Raw genomic sequence first — 25,841 nt, forward strand, 5'->3', positions numbered from 1 at the left:
TTCATTTCTTCATCATATCGCAATATTCGGCAGATGACGAGTAATTTTTTATTCAGTTTGACTAAGCTCTCGCCCACGTATAGCTTACGATTGAAACTGGACAGCCCAGTCCCCAGCATATGGACGATAACTGGCGAGAACATGCTCGCAATGTACTGCCTGTTGTGTATACATCATCGATCAAGAGCAGACGCACTTCTTCCATTCTACTTACTTCCCTTGTGCAGTGTAAGGCCCAAGATTCCTGCAGTAATTTTAATGCTGTATGACGCAGTGTGAATGCATGCTCCATATTGTGCTCCCTTCCTGCACGCGTTTGCTTGCTTTGCTTCTCCGCATCCTGAACACGTGCAAGAAGTTCTATAACTGGACGTCCCCACTTCCCGCCCAATGCTCGCGCAAGTTGTTCCGCCTGGTTGAATCCACGAGCATAGAGACGCTCCCTAGTAGTTGGTACGAAGGTAATGAAATCGGGCAGAATTTCATCCAATCTTCCCTTGAATAACTTAGCCATTTGCCTTTCTTGGGTTCTTAGACCCCACACTGTTGACAGCAACGGTTCATATGCGAGCTGCATCATGTTAAGCACAATCTGCTCATACTCTCGATTTCCCTTAAATTTATATTGTGCAAGCCACTGCTTCATCCGATCGTCATATTGAACTACGCTTCGATTGGCTCTTAGACCATCATTTTGCAATGGATGCCGTCGACAATCTGGACAACGGATCGCACGTCCGCAATCGGAACAGCCTAGCGCATCAATCCATGGAATAAGATGGATACACTTACGACACATCAACGGCAGAAGGTGCTGTTCATAGGGAATAGGTGGACGAGAAGGAGCTGTTTGATTTATCTGAATCGAGCTTTTACAGATCATACACGTATACAACTTCGGCCTAAGCAACGTTCCATACATCTTCTCCATCCATGCCCCCAGTTGCATTCTGCTAACCAATTCGCTGTATCCTCTTAGCTTCCGACAATAAATAGCCTTTCCTAGCCGCTATTCGATTCATGTCCCGGATTTGGCGCACCGCAGACCGCTGCGATCGGTTCCATTGTGGGGAGCCGAACACAACCGTTCCTGAAGGATCATCCTTCGAGCGCCCTGCTCTTCCCGCCATCTGTACAAGCGAAGCTGCATCAAACAGACGATCATCCGCATCGAGGATAAATACATCGCTCATCGGTACCGTTACTCCCCGCTCCAAAATCGTTGTTGTAACAAGCAACCGTATTCTCCGATCCCGAAATTGAAGCACCTTATCTCCGCGATTCTCATCTGCTGCTGATGTACCTTCTATCAGGACACCCTGGATATGTTGACGAAGCAAGCGAACCATCGGTTCAACTTGACGAATACGTGCAAGGAATACGAACAACTGTGCACCTCGAGTTACCGAATGGCTCATGCGTGCAAGCAGTATAGCGGGAAGTTTGTTCACAGATAGACACTGCGCGACTGTGGACATTGTAATATGAGCAGGAATCGGCAATGGATGCTGGTGATAACGTACAGGTACCCTCGCATGAGATAATCTGCCGCTTCGGACGTTCTTCTGCATCTTTTCTGGTGGTGTCGCTGATAAAAACACAAACACACCTCCAGGGCGACAAGCACGTTCTGCGGTACGTTGGAGCACGGGATCATTATGATAGGGGAACGCATCAAGCTCATCAATAATTACCAAATCAAATGCCTCCTCAAATCGAAGCAGCTGATGGGTCGTCGCCAGCGTAATATCTCCTTCTCTCCAGCGTTCCGGACTGCCGCCGTATAAGGTTACAACCTTATTTCGCGGGAACGCCTTCTCTATCCGTGGTTTTAATTCCAGCACAACATCGCGTCTCGGAGTAGCGATCAATACCCGTCCATGCTGCAACAGCGTATCTTCAACAAGCGGAAAAATCATCTCTGTCTTTCCAGCTCCGGTAACGGCCCACAACAAAAAGACTCCCTTACTTACACTTCTTAACGCCCCCTGCTTTCGAATTACCCTACCATTCCGACTTCGCACTCCCAGCTTCAAATCTCGATTCTCCCTTCGAACTCCATCGATATAATCCAATGCTTGTCTGCTTGCCTCCAGCTGTGCGGGAGAAAGCCCCCACTTCTCCAGTTGTTCCTCTCGCAGGGATCTGAAAGCTACCTCTCCACCGTCACCACGATGAATCTTACCTGCTATCAAAAGAGAACAAGAGCGACAGCGACCCAAATTCAAGCATTGTGTACACGTCCAGCATTGAACGGAATGACAAGTTGAGCAAGAAGAACCACTCAAACCCTCCGAACTCCCACAGCGACCGCATTGAACTGTGATCGAAGCTTTACGCATAAACCTCATTACTCGCTTCAATGGAGATATTTGTTCGCTGCTTGACAGTCTAACTCCGTCCTCATGACTCGCATAAGACATTCCTGCCCGCAGCTCCAGCCAACCTTGCAGCCACCCCCATTGGAGGAGGGAATATCTCTCTTCAATCCATTGCTCTGCACCCCGATCTCGCAGCAAATGAACCAATTCTTCATCCAAAAGCAGGCGTCCACGAATCAAACAAGCCAATCGATAGGCATCTGTATCCAGTGCAGCAGCATATGCCTCAAACTGCGGATTGTTATACTGATGCAATGGGCTCGGCAGCTTCAACGTATTCGCCTGATCCTGCCCCGCTGTATAGGACACGGAATGCTCTGCGACCCGATACGCAGACATTTGCTTCTCCATTACCAGCTTGTTGGATGTAGGCTCTGAATATGGCGATTCGATAATGGCAACAGCCAAGTGCTCCTCCACCAGCATCCGCTTCATCTCTTCCTCAAGCTCCTCCACACATGGAGAGAGAATTTCAGCAAAATAGCGAATCCAGCCACGTTCCCCCCAGCGATCCATTGCTTCTCCTGCCATAAACTGCTCCAACGCAGAAATGCCAATCTGTATCGGCAGCTGTTGCTGCAAGACAACCAGCTTCGATCCGCGGGATTGACTATTGTCCCCTGTCAGCCAATAGCTTACATCGACACGCCAATCCATGGTAATGCCCGAGTGCCATCCGTACTCCGTTCGCACGGCATAAATTCTTACTTGCATGAATATTCCCTCTCCTTCGCCATACGGCTCACCGGAGCATGCTTGCTACTTGATGTCTGGATGCGCATCTGCCAAATACGCAAAAAAAGCACACCCCACCCGTTGTATCAGGTGGCATGTGCTTCATGCCCAGCGCCTTATCGTATTTGTATAAAATTGTATACGAATCGACGGGTTCTGACAACCCTAAACTTCAATAAACATCGAGAAAGTAACCGATCAGCATATCAAAACCTGACAGTCCCGTCCTCTCGCACAACACCGCTTACAATGCACTGCGAGCCTTGAAGGGAACCTTGCGCCAATCTTCTTGGCGCCGGGGCTCAATAACGACCAACACTTCTTCCTCTGATTGACGTTGCTTCAATTCGTTCAGCGTCATATCTAACTCATCCCGCTGGATTGCAAGCAGGCTCCAGCTCACTTCGTCCCTTTCCGTTACACGCGAAGCAATTGGGAACGTATCGTCAGTGGAACCGCTATCCACGAACGTGAAATGCAGCTTCCGTCCCTTCAGCCAAGCAAACCAACTATACGCACGAATCACCCATTCGATATGGCGTTCATCATTTTCCGTCACAAGCACGACATGCATCCAAGGCGCTGGTCTAACGCCACGTACGAGCTGCTGCCATTGATGAGCAAGATGAACAGCCGCTATCGCGAGTCCGAAGCATCCCACAATCCAACATAGCATTGCGATCATGCGGCCACCTCCTTACTACCAAGTGTATGCCGCAATAGATGCCGGGGTGACGGACAGGCGCCATCTGAATAATGGTTCAGATATAGAAATAGATAGTTATAAAGTTACCCAGCCGTTCTTAATGGAATTGATAACCGCTTGTGTCCGATCATCTACTTCCATCTTTTGCAGGATGCTACTGACATGGTTCTTAACTGTCTTCTCACTGATGAACAGGAATTCACCAATCATCTTATTGCTCTTGCCTTCGGCCATTAAGCGAAGCACTTCGGCTTCACGTCTTGTCAATGGATTATCTTCAGCGGCAATAAACTTCACGCCTGCATCTCTCGATTGGCTGCTCACGATACCGTTGCCATCAAGCAGCGTCATCCGACGAAGCTGCTGAATAAGCTTGCCCGTTACCTTCGGATGGATGTAAGCATACCCTGTTACAACCGAGCGAATTGCATTAATTAAAGACTCCGCCTCCATGTCTTTCAACAAATAACCGGAAGCTCCTTTGCGCAGCGTTTCGAATACATAGCTTTCATCGTCGTGTATTGAAAGGATGATCACCTTTACATCCGGAAAAATATCCCGCAATCGTTCTGTTGCAATAACACCATTTTCGATTGGCATATTGATATCCATCAGAACAACGTCCGGCACTTCTTTATTGCAAAATTCCAATACCTGAATGCCATCGCCACACTCGCCAATAACCTCCAGATCGTCCTCCATGTTCAATATACGCTTCAAGCCCTCACGAAAAAGCTGGTGATCGTCAGCAAGGAGTACTTTTATAGCTTCTGTGTCCTTCTTACGATTCTCCATAAGGTTGCTTACTCCTCTCTCTTATCCACATTCGTCGGAATTTTTATCATGATGCGAGTTCCACGGTTCTCCGCCGAATGAATTTCCATACGGCCCTCAAGCAGCTCTACCCGTTCCTGCATACCCAGCAGGCCAAAATGAGCATGTTCTTTCGACTTCTCCTCCAGAGACTCTACCTTGAAACCAAAACCATTGTCGCGCACGACCAGGCGCACTTCTTCTTCGTCATACGTCAATTCACAGGTAACGAAGGAAGGATGCGCATGCTTCGCCGCATTAGTGAAGGCTTCTTGCACCAATCGGTAAATCGCAGCTTCCATCGCAGAGCGCAGCCGACGTTCCTGACCTCTAACCTCGAATGCAGTCTTAATTCGATGCTTGTCTTCGTAATCATGTATAAATTTTCGCAGTGTCGGTACAAGCCCTAAATCATCCAACGCCATTGGACGCAAATTAAAGATCACCTTGCGGATCTCTTCCAAGCCGAAACGAACTTGCGATTTTAAATCTACTATTTCGTTCTGCACCATTTCAAATTCCTGCTTATTTAGCATTCTTTCTACAATTTCCGTCCTAAGCACTAGATTGGCAAGGGATTGTGCAGGGCCGTCATGAATTTCACGTGCAATCCGCTTCCGCTCTTCTTCCTGCGCCAAAATGATCTTCAAACCAAGCAGTTGCCGGGTTTTGGCTGATTCCAATATCCGTGTTACCTGACTCAGATCACCAGATAAATATTCAAGTGCGACACTCATCTGAGAACCAATTGTCTCCGCACGCTCAATCGAGCCCTCAATCGCACGCAGCCGCTTCTGAATATCGTCTCGCCGGGTTTTTAAGTACCCTTCCTTTTCCCGATACATCATTAGCTCAAGCTGAAGCTGTGTGGCCTTTTCATAGGCCTGCTTGATATCTTCCTCTGTGTACCGGACAAAATCGCGACTTACATCCGTCAAACGCAAACGAGCCAGACGATAGTTCCGCTCCAGCTCGTCCACCTTATCACAAATCTCTGCGGTCTGATCCATAACCATCTGCAGCTCTGTGCTCATTGAAATCGCTTCGTTACGAGACGAATCTAATATTTCATAGATTTGATATTTGCTTTCTTCCATCACTTTGATGGCGTTCTTAATAACGCGATCAATGACATCGACTTGATTATCCACTAACGTTCGGTCTCCTCGTTCATAAAAGGATGAATGGAATTTCATCCTTTATGATACCACATCAATGGATGGTAATGGACTTCGTATTTTGATCCCATTTTACAGTTAGGCCTAATTGTTCCGACACGAATCTAAGCGGGACTAAAGTCCGACCTTGACGAATGATTGGTGCGACATCAGAAGTAAGACGAGAGCCGTTGCGCACAAATCCCTTCTGATTTACGATCATTTCAAGGAAACGCTCCCCGCGCATAATCGTGACGGATTGTGCAGATCCATTCCAGAGCGCTTCACCCCCAAATGCATCAAGCACAACACGCACTGGCACATAAGTTGATCCATTCAGCACGATTGGTGCAACGTCCATCTTCTTCACATCGCCATTCACCTTGGAAGACTTGCTGTTCACTGTCAAATTCATGGTAGCGGATGGGAAAATATCAGAAGAACCAGCTGGCAGCTGTGCAGTTAAGTTATCAAATGCAACCGCTCCTTCAGTTGCACGTTCATCCTGATCTTCCTTGAAGTTAACCAAATATAACCGTTTCAGCTTAGCTGGATAGGATATACCTAGTGATGATAAATCGACTTCTACCTTCTTCCACCCATCCCAATTGATAGATTCTGCAACATTCACATAGTGCGCTTTCTTGTTGGCATCATGGATCTCTAGTCTCAAGTTGTTAAAGCTCTTGTCTCCATAGACATCGAACTTCAAGCCACTAGTGCCGCTAGGAAGATCTATGCCTGTAGAACCATTTAGCTCCGCATAGGCAAACTTATCCACATTGCCGCCTGCCTTCATATCATAAGACAACTTAATCACCTTATCATTGGATCCACGGCCGCCAAATCCGCCTTCTATGCTCGCTTGTCCCTTCGTACTACCCTTAGGCAATCCAGAAAAAGACACACTCGTACTTGATTGATTGAAATTATCGATCTGCTTTTCTGCACCAAGTGTCACTGGAATCATCGTCTTTAAGCCATCGTAGCTGGCAATGGCATAGCCAATCTTCGTTCCTGCCGGAACGGAGTCAACTCGAAGCACTCCATCCACAACTTTTCCATTGAAACCGCGAAGCTCCCATTTGATAGCAGATGCAGGCACTGTAGCCTTATTGCCATCAAGCAATGTAGCCTTAATCGGAACTGGAACGCTGGCTCCTGCAGTAAGTGGAGCGGAGGACGTAGCAATTTGCAGACTCGATAGATCCTTCGCGCCGATGACCGTAATCTCTGCCTTTGTCTTAGCTCCTCCTGTTGTAGCTACGATCGTTGCCTTGCCTGACGACTGTGCGACAAATGCATCCTTATCCCACTTCATCTTTCCATCAGCAGAGCTCCATTTTACATCCAGATTAGAAGCATCTACAGGATTATAGTACTCGTCATATGCCTTCATGCTATATGTTGCTCGCTGACCGATAAACAGCGTTTTTTCGCCACTCAGGGTCATACCTTTTACTTTGCCAGTTGGGGCTGTCGTGAACACACCAAGACCATTCACAACAGAGCGGACATTGTTGCCGCCCTCTTTCGTTTCATGCGTAAGCTTCGTATCAAACTCGCCTAATGGCCGATTCGTCATCGTCGTGGAACCGCCACCGTCCAAATTCACCGCTTTCCAGACGCCAGCCTGCACTAATGCTTGCTGAAATTCCTTCAACGTAAAGCCAGAGCTTACGCTGTTCGATTCAGCTGTAACAATGTAAGCATATCGCCCATCCTTGGAATAGCCGACCGCTGTACGGGCCGTCACACCGCTGCCGCTAATGCCGCTCGTATCACGCGTGAAGCTAGATGCCTTGCCGTTCTCTACAAGCAGTGTATGACCGCTAATCATCATTTGGAAGGAGGAAGGGTCTACCGCTTGTCCCGATGTCTGTGACGTCAAACGATAATCAATCTTAACCGCTGTACCAACTTCCATCGTACGACGCATGAAATCAGCTGCCTGCCCATGGCCTCGCAAAATAACGCCATCTTCCGGAACCTCAATTGGAAGAGCGCCCATATCAGAGATTTGCTCTACAACTCCATTGCGCACAAGCACCTCGGTCGGGGTCGTCGTTGTATCATTTGGACGCTTCATCCCTGACCAAGCATTGGTGTAAATGTACATGGCATTCATGTGGCTGTGCTGCTTTCCAGGCTCTTTATCATATTTCATCTTGTTGATGCCAGACAAAGGGAAGGTTTGGCCATCGTTCAGTGCCACACTGCCTGTAAAGCGGTACTGATCAATGGTTGGAGTTCCACTCTTCGTCACCGCAAAAGCATACATGCCCGTCAGCTCCGCTGGACTTGTAATCATGACTCCTTCAGAAATAGAACCTCCCATCGGTACTTGATCGGATCCCATCATCCAATAATCTCCGTTTACACCCGCAACAGCGCCCGTTTCCTTCGTCATTTTCGTGACGGGGTTACCAGTAGCTGTCTTGCCGTTCTTTCCAGTCATCACATCCAGCTTAATATAAGGATTGCGCAAGTCTGCTTCTATCATATTTATCCGGGTCTTATATGTCTTCGAGCCTCGCTGTAAGGTATATTGATAGGTAACCAATCTAGCGCCTGAGGTAAGAACCTCTTCACTGATTTTTTGCAAAGAATTAACTGGTGCAACATCCCCGCTAGAAGACTCAATCGGTGCATCCGCATAGACATAGCTACCCCAACCGAGTGCAGGCTGTATGAACAGTGCGCCGGACAGTACGACTGCAGCAGCCTTAGTCCCGAATCGTCTGGTGTGCTTGTGACGAACGGAGTAATTTGATTTCCCCATGTTTTTCTCTCCCATTTCAACCTGTTATGTATGATTATCGATATGTTCGTACCAAAACTCTACTATATATAGACTACCAAAAACGACAAAAAGTTGCGATTTTGTTACGTATTTGGTCAATTTCCCGGGTCATAGTTTTACAAATTATAGATATAATTGAAGCAAAAAAAGCCCTGTCTTCGGCCTCTTCGCCGCTCAAAGACAGAGCTTTCTTGCAATTCTATTAATAATCCAATGTTATATATCCTACCTTCTTCAGCAGTCGGTTCAAGAGAATAGCTGCCTGCGCGCGGGTTGCTGATCCTTTTGGATCAAAACGATTGGCGCTGACCCCTTGAATCAATCCATCCTGAACGGCCTGTGCTACGATTGTTGCACCAGCACGAGTAAAATCCTTGTAGTCCTTGTATGGCTTCAGCACATCTGTATGTGCTGCAGACATGCGATATCCTGAAGCCTGTGCTGCACGCACCATCATAAGCGTAATTTGTTCACGCGTTATAAATTGCTTCGGCTTAAATGTCCCATCCGGGAATCCCGAAATGATACCTGCACGGATCGCCGCGCCAATATAAGCTCCGGTAATATCTCCTTGATTCACATCTCGGAAGCGCTTGGCGGCTTCATTGTCTGGAGTAAGTCCTAATGCACGAGCAATCGAAACGGCAAACTCCTCACGAGTAATTGGCTTATTCGGCTCGAACTTTGTTGTGCTGCGACTGTTCATAATCATTTTCGATACGAGGGCCATCACATCAGATTGCGCCCAATGTCCTTGTACATCGGCGTACGATTGTTTGCCCATCGTAAATAGGATAATTTTGGAACCTGACATATTCGTAGTCGCTACAGTGTCTAATCCTGCACGAGACAGCTTCGTTGGCAAATAGCCGAATTTGGAGTAACTCTTGATCCATTCGACCAATGCAGCACGACTTGCGGTTACAGACTGCGCTGTCTTCATTTTTACAGCCGAATCGATATCCAGTACAGTCCCTGACCCGTTGCCAATCAAATTGAACAGACTGAATTGATAAGCTTTCACCATCGCTGTCGCTTGGGAGCTTGAAAGCTCATTTGTAATGGTCACAGTCTCATTTACGGGCTCAATCTCAAAAAGAAGCGAAGAGTTCGTAATAGATCCTTGAGTGCGCTGAATGATCTTGCTCATCGTATCTCGATTGAGTGATATCCCGTAGACAACATCTTTATACTTAACCGTGAACCAAATGACATCCGTTCGTGAATATGCCTTTTCAAAAGCTGCTAACGGCACAACAACCCGTGCGCCTGCTTCAGAGGACGGCACCTCGAATCTCAGCTGTTTATCTGAATCCATGGATTGTCCAGCAAATTCGAACGCTGTCTTCACTTTATTCGTATCAAGTGTGTAACGATTAACCGTTATTCCACTGTTTGTCCGGTCGGAAGTGATTTGAGCCGTGTTCGCCAATAGTACGTAGGCGTAGTCGCCGAAGGAGCTATCTTTATCACTTTTCACAAAATAGCTGTCCAACGATCCTGTTGTTCCACCTGTGCTAGTTCCCGTGCCGTTCACTTTCATGTTCGAGAATGTCTTGATCTCAATTCCCGATTCCGACTTCAGTGCTTTTGAACCTGTATTGTAGGTCACACTTAAATTACTTCCATCAGTTGGTGGGTACATCAGCTCAATTGTCACTTGTGTTCCACTGGCAGATACCTGTTTAATACTCATTGCCTGATTGCCGGAAGTAACCAGGAACTGTGGATAGTAAGTCGACGACATCGATTCCAGCCGCTTGTTGAACGTCAAGATGATCGATGGTGACTTCCATGTTAATGATTGAACAATCGGTGCTTCACTGTCTGTAGAATTGGAAACAGAAACAAGGTTCAGGTTGGATGCATAGTTATAATTCCAATCGCGAAGCGGCGGATTCCCTCGAACATAAGACACGGTTACAGTGTCTGTCTTGAGCACCGCTGACTGCAATGTCAGTTCAACCCGATTATCCTTAATCTCAACCTTTGTAACATAACGAGGCTTCTCATTCACGAGCACCGAGAAATGACTCTTCATCGGAATATTGTTCTTATCCATCGGTTTGTTGTACTTCAAAATCATTTTTGTTCCCAGCGCTGTTGCTTCTTTTAACTCTGGCGGTTTGTTGTCATAACTATTCCGAACGAAAAATTCATCGATCGTTCCTACTTTGCTGCCACGGGTATCCTCTAGTGGATAATTGCCTGGCGTGTAACTGACCTTGACAACATCTCCGTTCGATACCGAACGATTTAATGACAAGGTAACTGTAGACGAGCCGCTGTTATGTGATAGTTTATCAATTCCTACAGAGGAATCATTGTATGTGACCGTAAATTGACCGTCTGCATAGGAAGAGACACTTTTCAAAGAATCTGTAAAATATAGATATAACGTAGAACCTGAAATATACCCATCACGCAGCTTTGTTAATGTCGTGTCTACCTTGTTCTCTACTGCACGCGTGCTGAAGCTGGAAGCTGCATTGCCTACTGTATCGCGTACCATGCGGAAACGTGCTGCATAGCTAATCTTAACGTCCTGACCAACTGCAACACCGCTTTCTAGCGATACATAGACAAAGTTGCTAGAGGTATAAGCACTGCTGACACGCCGCCCTTCATTATTCACCGTTACCGTGAACTCGTTGGCAGGCGGATTCACATTGCTGTCGAGCGTCTTATTATAACGAATTTGGATTAGCGAGTTGTTGTACATCGTCACATCTTCAACTGTTGGCGGATTACGGTCGGTAATCGCCGTAGAAAAGGCCCATTCTGATAAACCTGCAAACTCATTGCCGGCCTCATCCTTGACCGCTCCCCTTGCAATGCTGACTGCATACACGGTATTTTCCTGCAAATTAGAGGCCGGGTAGATCCACAACTCCTTCGAATTGCGTACGTTTACGCTGGCCGATTCTGAGTAGGAACTTGATTTACGTCGTAATTCGACACCTTTTCCGGTGTACACGATTGGTTTACTAAAGGTCACGATCAACGTCTTGTTCGATGGCACAGACACACTGCCTGATGATGGATCGAAGCTGACAATCGTAGGCGCCGTTGTATCCGTTGATTGCGTACGGAACGACCATTCTGCAGCCTCCATCAGATTTCCAGCCGCATCCCGGAAAGCCCCCTTCGGTATGGAAACGACATATGTACGATTTGCCTCTAGGGATAGTACATTGGTAGACTGGATAATCGCAGATCCTCCACCCGTTATCGCTGAGGTAACTGGAAGTACAATATCTTGGCGACCGTCTGACTTAATCACGATATTCCCTGTTACTTGATAAACAGACTTATCAAATGTTAGCTCTAAGCGCGTCTGTGGCGGCACAGCTGTTCCGTCTAGCGAGCGCTTAGTTATTTTCGGGGGATTCGTATCTACACCTGGATTTGTTGTAAAATTCCAGTATGTCTTTCCTGAAAAACCTGCCACTGGCGTTCCATCATCCAGATCCAGAAATGCGCCTGCATCCATGGTGACGTAATACGCCGTTCCCGCTTCCAAACCATCCAGTTTTGTCGTTGCTGTGAGTCCGTTAACTGTGAAATCCTTCGCAGCTAATGTCTTCACTACGCTGTTGTCGCTGAACTTATTGATCTTGATACTGCCTTGGCCTGCTTGGACAGGACGGTTAAACGTAATTTGTGCATCCGCAGGCAAAGTAATTCCTTGGCCTTGTGGCGAGAAGGACGCCGCTTCCTGCTGAGATTTGGTTGAAAATGCCCATTCTGTAGGTGTGGACAATTCCTTAGAGTCTTCTCCCAAAAAAAGCTTTCCATCTACTTTGATAACATATCTTGTGCCAGCTTCAAAAGGCTGCAGCCCTTCCAACTGGAACGTTAGATTATCGGTTGTTGCTATTTTCCCGATTCCATTCGCACTTGTTTCAGCGAAACGCTGCTGTGCTCCTGTTTTTTCGTTCGTTACCGTAATGTACCCATTTGTCATGGATACTTTCTCGTTGAACGTAAATTGTATGCTTGATGGATTGATCGATACTCCCTGTGCTCCGTTAGCTGGCATAGTGCTAACTATCACAGGAGGGGTAGCTGCGTGCACTTCAGGCACTCCTCCCCATCCGAACACTCCTAAAAAAAGGACGAAGGCCATTGTAGCCGCAATCCATTTCTTCATTCTATATGCTCCTTTCATTCCGAAGACAGTTGTACTTTATTTGTCGGTAAAAAGAAGGAAATAGTTTAGATTCATCATTACTAGTACGCAAAAAAGACCTCTTTCCGAGCCTGTAAGCTCAGAAAGAGGTCTTGTATAAGCGCTGAAATAATAAAGGTTAGGTTACAAACCTGCTTGCTCACGCAGAGCATCTGCTTTGTCTGTACGTTCCCAAGGCAAATCCAAATCTGTACGCCCAAAGTGCCCGTAAGCAGCAGTCTGCTTGTAGATTGGTTTGCGCAGATCAAGCATTTTAATAATGCCTGCAGGACGAAGATCAAAATGAGATTGAATCAGTTCAACAATTTTCTCTTCATTTACTTTGCCTGTTCCGTAAGTGTCCACGTTAATGGATACTGGAGTTGCTACACCAATGGCATAAGCCAATTGGATTTCGCATTTGTCAGCTAAGCCAGCTGCTACGATATTCTTCGCAACATAACGCGCTGCATAAGCTGCAGAACGGTCAACCTTCGTTGGATCCTTCCCGGAGAACGCTCCGCCGCCATGGCGTGCATATCCGCCGTACGTATCCACAATGATTTTACGGCCAGTCAGGCCAGCATCACCTTGTGGTCCGCCGATTACGAAGCGGCCAGTTGGGTTGATGTAGTACTTCGTCTTGTCATCGAGCCATTCGCTAGGAACGACCGGAGTAATAACCAGCTCTCTGATATCACGTTGGATTTGCTCCAATGTTGTATCTTCAGCATGCTGTGTCGACACGACAATCGTATCTACACGAACTGGCTTATCTCCATCATATTCAATCGTCACTTGTGTCTTACCGTCTGGACGAAGGTAAGGCAGTGTGCCGTCTTTTCGTACTTCGGACAAACGACGAGCAATGCGGTGAGACAATGCAATCGGAAGCGGCATGAGTTCTGGCGTTTCGTTCGTTGCAAAGCCGAACATCAAGCCTTGATCGCCTGCGCCGATATTCTCTGTTTCTTGCTTGGCATCTTCAGTACGTGTTTCAATGCCAGCGTTAACCCCCTGAGCGATGTCTGGAGATTGTTCGTTAAGCGAGGTCAATACTGCACAGGTGTTATAATCAAAACCATACTTCGCGCGCGTATACCCGATATCCTTAATCGTGTTGCGAACGATAGATGGAATGTCAACATAATCTGCCTTTGTGCTGATTTCTCCTATGACGAGAACTAATCCCGTGGCTACGGATACTTCACATGCAACCCGAGCATTCGGGTCGTTCGCCAAAAAGGCGTCCAATACCGCGTCCGAAATTTGGTCGCATATTTTATCCGGGTGTCCTTCAGTAACGGACTCGGACGTGAACAAGTGGCGTCCTTTCAATGACATAGGACTCGACCTCCTAACCTTTAATATGGCTCTCCCATGAGCAGCCTAAACAAAAAATGAACCTTTCCCGGAATGGAAAAGGTTGTTATAGCAGCCTTCGAAAAATCATATTACTGTATTTGTCCGGTCCTGTCAATGAAAGCGACGAAAGTTGGATTTCCTATTTTTTCTGTAATGCCGTCGCGATGAGACGCTTGGTAATTTCGCCGCCTACCGAACCGGCATCACGTGAAGAAAGGGTACCCCAATCTGCGTGGCTTGTCGTATGTTGAACCGGAACGCTGCCGAGTTCAGAAGCGAACTCTGTATCCATTCCAATATGTGCTCCATGATGAGCAACAGGAAGCCCGAACTCAGTTGCAATCTCATATTTCATACGGTACAAGGCATCTCTGCTGGCTGGCACTAACGTTTTTTTGCTCACGGTATATCCTCCCTCGTTATATATGCATCTGTGACACTTATTGTGCCTCATTCGGAAAGATACACCCACAGGAAATGTTGCCCGTCTTGCCAGCTCATGTTAATTATTCAGCTTTTTGTATCGTGTAGCCACCACGCACCATCACAATCAATCCATTTTCCTGCTGCGGATCCGGCATAACGCCGCGTCCATCACGAGGGAACAACAACAAGTGGTTCGTAGCAACCGCTTGTCCACTCCTAATGTCTGTCCCTGATGTTACATCTGGCACACCATTTTCATCTGGGCTTGTAATGACGGCTTTCCCGTTGCGAACGATAACCTCTGTCCCAGCCTTAGCAACAAGCTTTTGACCACTTTTAATCGTAACGACTTTAAGTTCAGTGCTGCTTGCATCTGTTTCTGGCTGTTTCACATTGTCTTTATCTTTGCTAGCGTCGTTGCCTGTACTACCTTTCTTCAATTCAGCTTGAATGAGTGCTTTAACCTGTTGATCTACATAGCTCTTCGTGACAAGAGGATCTGAAGATGTTCCTGGTGCTGTATCTGCCGCGAATGCGTTCACGCCCAAAATAGAACCTGCTACGATCCCCCCAGCTATTAATGTAGTTGATAAAATAACCTTCGTTAATTTGTTCATTTTTTCCTCCTCACTCCTATTAGTGAAAATCCCCTCATTCAGAGGGGATTTTCTTGATTTCTATTAGTCGCCAGTTTTCAGGTTTTTGATATTATATCTGCTTCCATAACTAGCAATTTTGATTCTCTCGTCTTGGAATGAATCATAAAGGGATACTTGGAAGGCTCCATTTTCAACTTGTTCAAAGAATGTATCCGAAATGGAAGTAGAAAATGACTTTCTTTTCGCTTCTTCTAAATCTTTCTTGCCAATTTCTAGAGCCTTTTCGAATTTACGTCCACTAGTATCTGTTATTTCAATAATTAACTTATGTTCGTACTCGCCGATATTGTAATCCTGCTGCTTAATTAAATCGTAAGTGAACTCGATGGACAAATTCGAAGACTTGTTCGCAGTAGCAGTAAAATTATTAATCGACAACTTATATGGGAAGAATTCAAGATCTTTAAAGTCACGTTTGAAAGAAGGCTGAGCAATATCCAAATTCATAGCAACCGCGTTGACGTAACCATCAGATTCTCCTTTTGGTGCAGTCAGTTTATTTTCAGTAATTCCTTCACCGATAACAAATTGTAACTTTTTAGGATCGATCGAACTTGGAACCTTAGCCCAAGCAGTAAGTATATTTTGCCCTTGCGGGTTAGTAGGCCCCTGAATTTGTGTAATATTTGCCTTGTAGTAACGCCCATCATCCGTACGATAATATCCAACCATTTGTGATAGGATTGATTGGCGTTCTTCCTGGCTCTTCATAATAAGGTCGGTATAAATAACTTGATTTGCTGCACCTGGATATACCTTACTATTTAGTGCTGTAATATCTGCTTTACGACCTTGTGTTTTCAAACGATGAATCGAACCGTATTTAACCTCTGGCAATTCACTTAATTTACCGCCATTTGTAAATTGAATCATTGGCGACAGATCTGACTCCCCTAATTTCTCCATCAACGCCACTTGAATTTGTGAAAAATCTAAATAACTAGGGAGTTTTGTAACGATGTATACATCTACTTCTTCTTTTGGTCCAATAATGAGTGCGCCATTTGAGCTCACAACTTGCGTTTTACCTGTAATATCAGCTGTGTCTAATTTATATACACCTTCAAGAGCAGGCAATTGAATGGTTTTAAACTCTTTGTTTTTAATCTTCATTTTAGCCGATAGGATATCCCCATCCACCCACGGAAGCCGTTGCAACGATTCAATTGTTACTCCCAAATTACCTTTACTATGCTGAACATTGTATTCGACTCCTGTCTGATTTTTCATGGACTGGAGTTCAGGTAATCCATAAATACCTTCTGGATATTTAAATTTTGTATCCTTTTGTGTATCTTTTTGTGCATCCTTTTGTTCAGGATCAGAAGGTCTATTCATTTGCAGCTTAAGTTTGCTAACATCTATGTCATATTTCACATTAGCAGTTAAGGTTACTGGGCGTTTTTCCAATGGCTTAAGAACAAGACTATCAAGCGATTTCGTTTGAATCGGAACAGATAACCCATTAGGGCCATTAATCTCAAATTCGTATTTAGGTATGTTGACAGGGCTATTCGTCAGGTTCTCAAACTGGAATGTCAATGTAATTTCATTTTGGTCAAAGCTTTGATTTGACCAACCTGTTACAATTTTCGTACTCACTTTTGAATCATTTATTTTAATAATTTTTTCCTTGTTTGGTGCTACGCTAGAATTACCAGCGTTTGATTGCGGCAAAGATAAGGTTGCAATCGGTAAGTTCATTTTTAATGTTTCATCTTCAGTTAATACCTGCATCTCCAATTTATTAAGGATTATGTTCTTCGGAACTGCAGTCATAAAGTTTAACGTCTTCTTCTCACTTGGCTGAAGCTTATATTCCTTGCTTATGTTATCTGGAACAAGTGGGTAATTACTGCCACTTGCCGTCTTCAACACATATTTATAAGTAGGATTCTCCAACGGTTTAAAACCAGCATTCTCAATGTTGACAGCCACATTCACGTAATTAGAATCACCTGACGGGAATACGATAACAGTACCGATGCTCGTTTTGATCGGAATATCATTCATTCGAACTGTGCTTTCTTTTCCTGCTATTGTAGATGTCATCATCCAAGTTGGGATACTGAATGATCCTAATCTATTTTCAAAATTTGATTTGCTGAAATCCCATTTTATAATGTCAAAGTTCAAGTCATTAACTGTTAAGTGTTTTGCTATCTTCGTATAGTACGTGACATTCATTTGTGAAAGAGCCGGTACATTTTTCTTTTCTTTATCCTTAGTTGTTAAGTTGCTTGAGTATACTGTTCCACTTTTCGTACGAACCTTAGTCCAATAATCAATGAGCGGAATGCTACGTTGCTCATTATTGTAATAAGTAAGCGTATAAGTCAGAATAGTTCCGTCATCCTGCTTATTAAGATTAACATCTGTCAGCTTAACAGAGCTTTTTGCTGTTAATCGAATTGGCTTCAGTTCATTCAAAGTATGTACTGGGGTTGGTTTAGAAACCTTTGTTTGCTTCTTATTTGCAGTTTGTTGTTTATTGCTGGCTGGATTATTTGCAGCTTGTGCAGACATTGAAAAAGTACCGAGTACGAGAGACAGAGATAGCATCGTCGCAATGGCCGTTGTTCTTTTCAATCTAGTTCCTCCTATTTGTTCATTCTCTTATATGTATTATAACGCGAATAGATAGGAGTTGGTTGCGGTTTTGAAATAAGTTTGAGGGTTACATTGTTGTAAGGAAACGATATTATTGTTTCAATCATTAAAAACTTAATATTTATAAAAAAAGAAAGCCCCATAAGGGGCTTTCTTTTTTAAAAATTACTTAACGAAGTATCCAGGAAGGTAAAAGTCTTTAATAGCATTACCTTGTCTGTCTTGAATTACTGTAGTACCCTGTTCTTTAAGCTCAACACGGAATGTAGTGTCAGACTTAACTTCAGTTATACCTGTAGGAAGTTTGAAGACAATCTTGAATGTTTTTTGCGTTTTGTCTCCAGGTTTAGCTGCAACGATTTGATCGATGTTTGCAGTTTTACCATTAACTTCTACACTGAAGAAAGATTTGAACGAGTTAGCGTCAAAATTGCTGTAAACTACAGAGTTCACAGTAACTTCTGCTTCGTAAGTAACACCAGTTACAGATTTAACTGCAACAGCAGTTGCCTCAGGTCTGATTTCGCCTTTAACATCAGCAACAAATTTTTGAATACGATTTCCAAATGTATCTGTGGAATTATCATTTATTGCTTCCAATTTAGCACCAAACAGGTCTGCTGGAAGTTTGTTGTTATCATTGAATTTCAATGTCAACGTGTTTCCATCTTGTTGGTAGCTGTTTGGAACTTTGTATCCATCTTCAAGAGTAGAAACTCTGAAGTCATTTACATCAACGCTATTCAGTTTACCAGTCAATTTGACTTTCAACTCATTGCGATCAGAAACAGTAGCATCTTCAGCTTTTGTTACTTTAGCATCGCCAAGATCCTTGATTTCAACTTTGTAGTTTTCACCATCTTTGAACCAGTCACCATTGATGTCTTTTACCAAGGTAACTACAACAGCTGGTGAATATGGATTCTTAACTTTACCTTCTGTAGTCAAGAAAGTACCACGTTTAGCATCGATACGGATTGTATCTGGTTGTACAAGTACTGGAGTCTCATAATCATCATTTAAAGACTTACCGAATACTGTGTACTTCGCTTTAACAGTTGCATCGCCGTCTCCATCCGTTTTCACCGCTTTAGGGAATTGGATGTAGATGTAGTCTTGGTTACCGTCGTAGTTAGTCCATGCGCGAGCAGAGCTAGTCTTTGCATCAGCAGTGATTTTCTTAGAGAATGGAAGCATTGTGTTGCTAACATATGCGTTGTCTTTAACACCATTCACTTCTAAGATGTAGTCACCCTCATCCAAAGGCTTGATCAAGTCGATAGTAACGGTTTTCTTGTCTTTTTTGTAAGTAGGTGTTGTCAAGATTTTACCGTCGTTACGGTTGACACCATCATGCTTGAAGAATTTACCGTCTTTGTCTTTCAAGATATAGTTGTCACGGTTAGTTGCGGAAGCCGCATCCAACTCTTTGTTGAATGTCAATATGATCTGATGATCACTGTTTTTCAATTCAACTTTTTCTACTTCTGGACGTTCAGCATCCAAAGAAGGGTTAACTTTAACTTCACGGTTAGCTTTGTTATTGCTGTAATCCGTTACACCTTCAATGTGAACTGTGTTTTCGCCCAAGTACAAAGCCTTGGATTTTTCGAATTTAACAGTCACGATGTTGTCTTTAATTTCTACCTCACCAGTGTTGCTGGAGTTTCCATGGTAGATTTTGCCGATCGATTTAACAGTTTCGTTAAATTCGATTTCCAATTCCATTGGATCTTTTGCTTTTGCAGATACAACTTCTGGAGCAGTAGTATCTTCAGCAATTGTGAATGTTTTTTCAACTGGAGCAATTTTCAGACCAGAGAAGTCTTCAACATTGCTGACAGTCAATTTGTGTTCACCAACAGCCAAATCAGTGCTTACGATTGCGATGTTTGGATAAACATACTTAACGGATGCACTAACTGTTTTGCCGTCAACTTTATAGTTGCTTGTAGTGAATACGCCTGATTTCTTAACCGGCTCGGAGAATACTACTTTGAATGCTTTTGTACCCAAGCCTACAACTTCTTTAGCTTCAGGAGTTTTCACGTCCATTGGCGTAAACTTAACTTTTTCATCGAAAGTTTTGGACTTATCTTCGTTTTGAACGCCTTTAACTTTCAACTCGATTTCTTTTTGGTTCTTCATTGTGGAAGAATCTTCTTCTTTAAGAAGAACGTAAACAGTGTTTTTGTCAATCAATTTCGCACTGTCAATTTTAACATCTTTAACTTCGTAATTGTCAGCTTTTTCAGCGGATTTCTTATCAAGAGAACCGTCGAATTTAACAATTACTTCTTTCAAGTTTTCAGCTGTAACAGACTCGATTTTTTGAGCTGCTGTTATAGTGTAAGTCACTTTAGTAGTGATCTTGAACTCTTTGCCTTCTTTGTTCTTGTAAGTGAATGTCACTTCAGTTTCTTTGTTAGGCTCAAGAGCTTTATCCAAAGTTACCTTTTGAACTTCTTTGTCGGACATAGTGAATTCAACTGTTTTGGAGTCGATCACTTTGTAGGACGTTACTTTAGGACCTTTAGACATTTCGTCAGCTGCATATGCTGCTTCTACCAATTGAGCGCGAGTTGCATTTGCTTTAGGGTTAGCATCTTTGGAGAACAAACCAGCGTTAACTGCTGCTTCGAAGTATCCTTTTGCCCAATCAGTAGCTTTGTTTTGAGCATCTTTAACTGGCTCAAGTTTCAAAGCAGTAACCAAAGTTTTGGATGCTTCTTCAACTGTGATTTTACCGTTGAAGTCAAAGATTTTTTTAGTCAAATCTTTACCTTGCATCAAGCCTTCAGCTGTTACAGCTTCGATGAATGGAGCTGCCCAGTTTTTAGCATCATAGTTTTTATCTTTGTAAGAATATTGTCCATGGATTTCTTTCAAACCGAACAATTTAACAAGAACTTTAGCGAACTCAGCACGAGTCATATCTTGACCAAGTTTCGCGTCAGTAGTTCCTGGATAGCCGGAGAATACACCAGCTTCTTTCAAAGCATCAAATTTCTCTTGAGTTGTTTTTGCTGCGTCAGCACCGAAAGCTACGTTTGCGAACATAGAGAACGCCATAGCAACGGAAAGCAGAAGGGCCAATCTTTTCTTCATAACCTTTTTTTCTCCTCCTCTAAATTGCTTCGTTTGTTGATTTTGTTGCGTAGAAGTTTGATAGTTCATTTCCCTCATTCGCCGATTCACCCCCTTCCTAGAGTGAGCGAAATGTAATCTAAAAAGAAGTCTGCAACATAAGGACATGCCACAGAAACTAGTAATCGATTAGGAACAAATGAAAATAAATAGAAATACTCATACCACTCTAGACATTATACAATGTCAATTGCCTAGCGTAAAGTATATTTTTGTGAAATACAGGGAACACTTATGAATTTAACCACTGTATTCGAGCTTCATCATATTAAACGCACAGGTTTCAAAAAAGTTGCGCTCTGCGTGAAATTATTTAAATATTTTTTCGCAGATTTCAAACATTTACTTGCTTATTACAATCATCAACTGCATATACACGGATATGCTATACATATTGCAATACTTGAATTCATTTATATGTATGCATTAACGAATACATGTCCTAGTATAGCGCCTTCATAGCGATGAGTCACTCGTCAATGTTTTCCACTGAATGACAGATCACCCATGAATATGATCATAGGTGGATTCGTTACATTATTTCCAGATCCATGATCCAGATGCTACGTATCTCTTCTATATATAAAGGAAGAGAGCCGAGCATTCGACTCTCCCCTTTATTACCCGTGAATGTACTTAATGAATCCGTGTTACATCTTAGGCAGTTTCTTCAAATCAATCATAGCGCGTGCCATGATTAGGGCAGCATCGCCACGGAGCATATTCGCAGATGGCTGGAATACATACCCTTTCTTCGGATCAGAAGGATCGATTGGAACTCCCGAAATAAAGCCTTTCTTCGCTATCGCAAGAACAGACGGCTGTGCATAGTAATCAATCTTGTCTGCATCTTGGAAGTACTTCAATAGATCCTTGCGAACCTTGTCACGATTCGTATCCAGCTTCAAGTTCAATGCTTTCGCAAGCATGACTGCTGCATCCTGACGAACAATAGAATAGTCGCCGCCAAATTCATTCGGCGATACACCGCGGACGATGCCTTCACGTGCAGCAGTTTCTACATAACGGAAGTCCCACAGCTGATTCACATTGATTGTATTCATCTTATCAGCTTGTGGTACTACAACATCATTGAAATGCTTCTTGCCGTCATAGTTCAACGGAATTTCCTTCGCACGAACGATCATGCGAGTGAATTCGCCACGAGATACATACATATCTGTACCAAACATGGAGAACGGATCAAATGGATTCATGACACCTTTTGCAAAAATCGTTTCAATGAAGTCACGTGCGTAAGGATGCTGTACCACATCATGATAAGAGTAAGACATCTTACCAACTACATAGTATCCAAAGCGCGTAAATGGAACTGTAACGGTATGCTTCTTCGCATCAACGACTCCACCAATGTTTTCCCATTGCTGCAATTCCGAATCAAAGCGGAACACACTCACTGTGCGACCACCGTCATCTGTTACATTTTTATCATAGCTCAAAATCAATTTACCTGGTTTAGACAAGATCAGCTCATTGCGCAGGTCACGCTTATAGAACATCTCAATTGGTGAACCTGGATATTGATATGGCTCAGCGCCATATTTAATTGGATCATAAACTGAGTCTGTCTTAATGTCATCCGCTTGACCTGGATCCATCCAAATGACCGGACCGGCCTTAATAAAGCGCTCTGGGAAGCTCGCCTCAAAAATGTTCTTTGCTTCAATTTTCGCCAAATCATAGTTCGCAGGCTGGTACTCAAATTCTCGACGGTCTACTTCTCCATCGAACGAGTTCGCAATTGCAAACAGAAGATTATGGCCGCTAAATACTTGGTTTTTAAAGTTCTGCGGCACATTATAGTCACGTCTTACAAGATTCGCACCTTTTTCGAACGTTAAGTTTACGATGCCTTCAAAAACTTTATGTGATTTTTTCATCGGCTCCATATACTGAGCACCTGGAATCGACGTAGGTACATACTTCACCGTAATGGTATTTTTGAATGTATCTTTACCTCTTGAAATAGCTATTTCGATCTTATTGTCTTTATTTGCCTTAAGGCCAACGACAAATGCACGATACGCATTTTCGTACGGCTTTTGTGTCTTGTCATAGCTTGGGTAGTAAATAATTTTTTCTGCTGGAATTTTATTAATAACTACCTTTTCTGCACCTGGCGAGTCAATAATGACTTCAACAAAGTTTTGGTTAACCACTCGCTTTTCAAGCGCTGGCTTCAAAATCGTGTAAGGTACATCTACCGGTACAACTTCTAGGCGATATGTTGCACGAGGACCACCTTCGCCACTGTTAAATACAGTCATGTTCATTGCGACAGGAGTTCCATCACCAGGAAGATTTATGCCCTTAATAATAAAGCTAAAGAATTGTTTATCATTATCGTAGTAAACAGAGATTCCGTTAACCACAGCACCTGAATTGTACGTATCCCCATTTTTGTCTGTGAACATATTTTCCAATGTCCACTCAACTTTCCCTAATGGGTTTTTATCGTTTTTCAAAACAGGAGATTGGATCACTAACTTGTAATTCTGAAGCTCGTTAGCCGTACCGCTTCCTCGCAGGCTAGAAATTTTTGCTTCGATTTCAGCTTTGTTTTTTCCGAGATCAATAAAGTCGAACGTACCGTATACATTCATTTGTGCTTCACGAGTCAAATAAACGCTGCCTTTTTTCTCAAAGCGAGGATCATTTGGCTTCGGATCCGGGTACGTTGTGCTGTATGGATAAATTCCGTCTGTCTCAGGTGCTGGAATAACCGGCAAGTTCGTCGGAATAAGCGTTACCGTAATGGTGTTCTCGTAATGCGATTTTTGGGAACGGAATACAAATTTAATTTTGTTGTCTCCCATATACAACGCATCAAAGGCCTTTTTCGGGCTTACTAATTTGAATTGACTATTTGAAGCGCCTTTAGTCAGTTCCAATGTTGTATTATTAACACTGAAAAATACCGTTTGATCTGTCCCAGAGTATTTAAGCTCTTCTTCGTTGGCAATATTGTAGATTTGACCCGCCAAGTCCTGCAATTCTTTCATGACTTGATCTTGACGCTGGGCATTTGTTGTATCCGTATAAATCTTTTGGCCATCAAATGCTCCGTCGTATTTTACATAAGGTCCATATAAAAGAGTAACCGTTGCCGTATATGTTTCATTAGAGCCATCCAAACGAAACACAATCGTCTGTTTCCCTGTGCTTGGCAGCTTGTCAATCAGGTATACAACCCGACTCATGGATGTCGGCACCCCATTGATATTTTCAACTGTAACATCCTCGGCAACAATCGTAGGATTTAAATGGTAAGTATTAGCATTTTGCTTTTTGCCTAATGCGTCGGTTACAGATTCAATCGAAATTCTAGGACTGCTTCCATTAGGCACTAAAAATTGGATCGCAGCCGGCATAGAGAATAACTGCGCACCGTCCAGCTTTCCGCCTTGCAGCGCCACAACTTCCCCTGGCGTCATTGTGTTGTTATATCCACTCAAATAATTCGCTGCGTAAATATATGGTTTGCCTGCATCCTTCAACAATACGGAGAATCCGGACATACTCTGCAATGAAGGAGTAGACAAAGCATAGTTCGTTGAAGTCAAAGTAATGTTAGTACGAACATCTTGCTTGACAGCGCCTGGTATTTCAAATGAGTACTCCACAAATTTTGGATTCGAGGAAACCTCAACCACATTCGTTGCATTTCCGTTTGTTTTATTACCGCTGCCCGTTTCAATCATTTCATATGCGACACCCACGCTAGTCGGCTTCGCTTTGGTTGAATCGTAAGGGATAAGAACACGACCATAGATTACACCATTAGTATTGGCAGTAATCGTAGGACTTTGCGATAAATCATATTTTGTTGTTCCGCCATTTTCCTTCATGTGAACATCATGGAACGTTACATCACCATTGAAAAATGCCACTTCTCTTGTTGTTTCAACCGATTGTGTACCGTTAAATACTTTAATCTTAACTAAGTTCCGGCCTTGCTCAATAGCAATTGGAGAAGCAAAGAACGTCCAGTCATTGCTCTTAGACACACCAAAGGACCAGCTTCGTCCGTTCACGTCAATTTGGACTTTATCCGCATTCGGTGCTTTACCGGAGATGCTGACGTTTACCGATTTTTTACCTTGAGAAGCATCCGAGTAAACAATTGTCGACTCATCTTCTTTCAAGTTATAGACATTCCCATCCAAGGATACGGACATGTCGTACATCGTTGGACCATTGCGGTACTCGATAAAGATGGAGTCATACACATCCGACATGCCTTGCAAGCCTTTGAATGTAATTTGGTTCAATCCAGGGTATAACTGTAAATTATACAATTGAATTTTCGAACCATTGATCATAATGTTAGCCGTTTGGCCTTCACGTTTATCGTTTTGATCCACTAAATATTTATCCGTCGCGTTTGGATCAGGATTTTTATTCAGCTTGTACACGCTATAAGATATCGAATTTCCGTTAACGCCATTCAATGTACCTTCTAACGTCACACGTTCACTGTTCGTTATACGTGCAGACGTAGGTGAATACTGTTCATTCGGAAATACGAAATGGTTGGCGCTTGCTGCGAATGCCGTTGATACTGCTGTACCGAGCGAAGCCGGGATGAGCGTAACGACGAGCGCGAGCGTCAACAGTATGGATACCAGTTTCTTCAACGCTATTAGCCTCCTTGTTTTAGAACCGTATTTGAGTTGCCCCTATCGGCTCGACACTTCCTTGTACTTCTGTTATCGGCTAATCTCGTCCTAAATTTTAGTCAATCCTCCGAAGTTTGTATCGCATATCGAACTGTAAGACAATTAAAAATAGTCTGTTATAGCAAAGAGCGGTATCAAGTGAAAGGAGAAGGTATCCATAGAAATAAA

The 25,841-nt window shown here is 43.7% G+C and carries 13 protein-coding genes; all 13 read right to left on the reverse strand.

The features are described from left to right. Window positions 1–61 precede the first annotated feature (61 nt). Window positions 62–961 (reverse strand): ComF family protein, encoded by a 900-nt coding sequence (locus NO352_RS19900; RefSeq protein ID WP_005544741.1) that lies wholly within the window; start codon window positions 959–961, stop codon window positions 62–64. Further along, entirely contained in the window at window positions 954–3,095 is a 2,142-nt protein-coding gene (locus NO352_RS19905; RefSeq protein ID WP_005544742.1) for a helicase-related protein, read from the reverse strand. Before NO352_RS19905 ends, NO352_RS19900 begins: the two co-directional genes overlap by 8 nt. A 265-nt stretch (window positions 3,096–3,360) precedes the next feature. Continuing rightward, window positions 3,361–3,801 (reverse strand): glycosyltransferase, encoded by a 441-nt coding sequence (locus NO352_RS19910; protein ID WP_163978491.1) that lies wholly within the window; start codon window positions 3,799–3,801, stop codon window positions 3,361–3,363. A gap of 96 nt (window positions 3,802–3,897) precedes the next feature. After that, the gene (locus tag NO352_RS19915; protein WP_005544747.1) at window positions 3,898–4,617 is read right to left on the reverse strand and encodes a response regulator; all 720 of its coding nucleotides are present in this window, start codon (window positions 4,615–4,617) and stop codon (window positions 3,898–3,900) included. 8 nt (window positions 4,618–4,625) lie between these two features. Continuing rightward, window positions 4,626–5,786 carry a sensor histidine kinase gene (locus tag NO352_RS19920; protein WP_262866481.1) on the reverse strand — a complete coding sequence of 387 codons (1,161 nt, stop codon included), beginning with the start codon at window positions 5,784–5,786 and terminating at the stop codon, window positions 4,626–4,628. 61 nt (window positions 5,787–5,847) lie between these two features. Then, on the reverse strand, window positions 5,848–8,574 hold the full coding sequence (locus tag NO352_RS19925; protein ID WP_005544752.1) for a stalk domain-containing protein: 2,727 nt from the start codon (window positions 8,572–8,574) through the stop codon (window positions 5,848–5,850). A gap of 223 nt (window positions 8,575–8,797) precedes the next feature. Next, a complete protein-coding gene (locus NO352_RS19930) occupies window positions 8,798–12,748 on the reverse strand; it encodes an Ig-like domain-containing protein (protein WP_262866482.1) in 3,951 nt (1,316 codons plus the stop codon). Between the two features lie 162 nt (window positions 12,749–12,910). Continuing rightward, the gene (metK, locus tag NO352_RS19935) at window positions 12,911–14,110 is read right to left on the reverse strand and encodes a methionine adenosyltransferase (RefSeq protein ID WP_005544758.1); all 1,200 of its coding nucleotides are present in this window, start codon (window positions 14,108–14,110) and stop codon (window positions 12,911–12,913) included. Window positions 14,111–14,270: 160 nt separating this feature from the next. Then, window positions 14,271–14,534 carry an alpha/beta-type small acid-soluble spore protein gene (locus tag NO352_RS19940; RefSeq protein ID WP_289356618.1) on the reverse strand — a complete coding sequence of 88 codons (264 nt, stop codon included), beginning with the start codon at window positions 14,532–14,534 and terminating at the stop codon, window positions 14,271–14,273. Window positions 14,535–14,637: 103 nt separating this feature from the next. Continuing rightward, window positions 14,638–15,174 carry a hypothetical protein gene (locus NO352_RS19945; protein ID WP_005544762.1) on the reverse strand — a complete coding sequence of 179 codons (537 nt, stop codon included), beginning with the start codon at window positions 15,172–15,174 and terminating at the stop codon, window positions 14,638–14,640. Window positions 15,175–15,237: 63 nt separating this feature from the next. Next, the gene (locus NO352_RS19950) at window positions 15,238–17,805 is read right to left on the reverse strand and encodes a hypothetical protein (RefSeq protein WP_289356619.1); all 2,568 of its coding nucleotides are present in this window, start codon (window positions 17,803–17,805) and stop codon (window positions 15,238–15,240) included. A 186-nt stretch (window positions 17,806–17,991) separates the two neighbouring features. Further along, a complete protein-coding gene (locus NO352_RS19955; protein ID WP_289356620.1) occupies window positions 17,992–21,012 on the reverse strand; it encodes an S-layer glycoprotein in 3,021 nt (1,006 codons plus the stop codon). Between the two features lie 611 nt (window positions 21,013–21,623). Continuing rightward, window positions 21,624–25,631 carry an S-layer homology domain-containing protein gene (locus NO352_RS19960; RefSeq protein WP_197266819.1) on the reverse strand — a complete coding sequence of 1,336 codons (4,008 nt, stop codon included), beginning with the start codon at window positions 25,629–25,631 and terminating at the stop codon, window positions 21,624–21,626. Window positions 25,632–25,841: the final 210 nt, after the last annotated feature.

Origin of the sequence: Paenibacillus sp. S-12 (assembly GCF_030363895.1) — a bacterium.
Taxonomy (GTDB): Bacteria; Bacillota; Bacilli; order Paenibacillales; family Paenibacillaceae; genus Paenibacillus_B; species Paenibacillus_B alvei.

Excerpts from the sequence above, each read along its gene's own strand:
- NO352_RS19905 (WP_005544742.1), bottom strand. The coding sequence starts at position 3,095 with ATGCAAGTAAGAATTTATGCCGTGCGAACGGAGTACGGATGGCACTCG.
- NO352_RS19910 (WP_163978491.1), bottom strand. The coding sequence starts at position 3,801 with ATGATCGCAATGCTATGTTGGATTGTGGGATGCTTCGGACTCGCGATA.
- NO352_RS19915 (WP_005544747.1), bottom strand. The coding sequence starts at position 4,617 with ATGGAGAATCGTAAGAAGGACACAGAAGCTATAAAAGTACTCCTTGCT.
- NO352_RS19925 (WP_005544752.1), bottom strand. The coding sequence starts at position 8,574 with ATGGGGAAATCAAATTACTCCGTTCGTCACAAGCACACCAGACGATTC.
- NO352_RS19930 (WP_262866482.1), bottom strand. The coding sequence starts at position 12,748 with ATGAAGAAATGGATTGCGGCTACAATGGCCTTCGTCCTTTTTTTAGGA.
- metK (WP_005544758.1), bottom strand. The coding sequence starts at position 14,110 with ATGTCATTGAAAGGACGCCACTTGTTCACGTCCGAGTCCGTTACTGAA.
- NO352_RS19945 (WP_005544762.1), bottom strand. The coding sequence starts at position 15,174 with ATGAACAAATTAACGAAGGTTATTTTATCAACTACATTAATAGCTGGG.
- NO352_RS19955 (WP_289356620.1), bottom strand. The coding sequence starts at position 21,012 with ATGAGGGAAATGAACTATCAAACTTCTACGCAACAAAATCAACAAACG.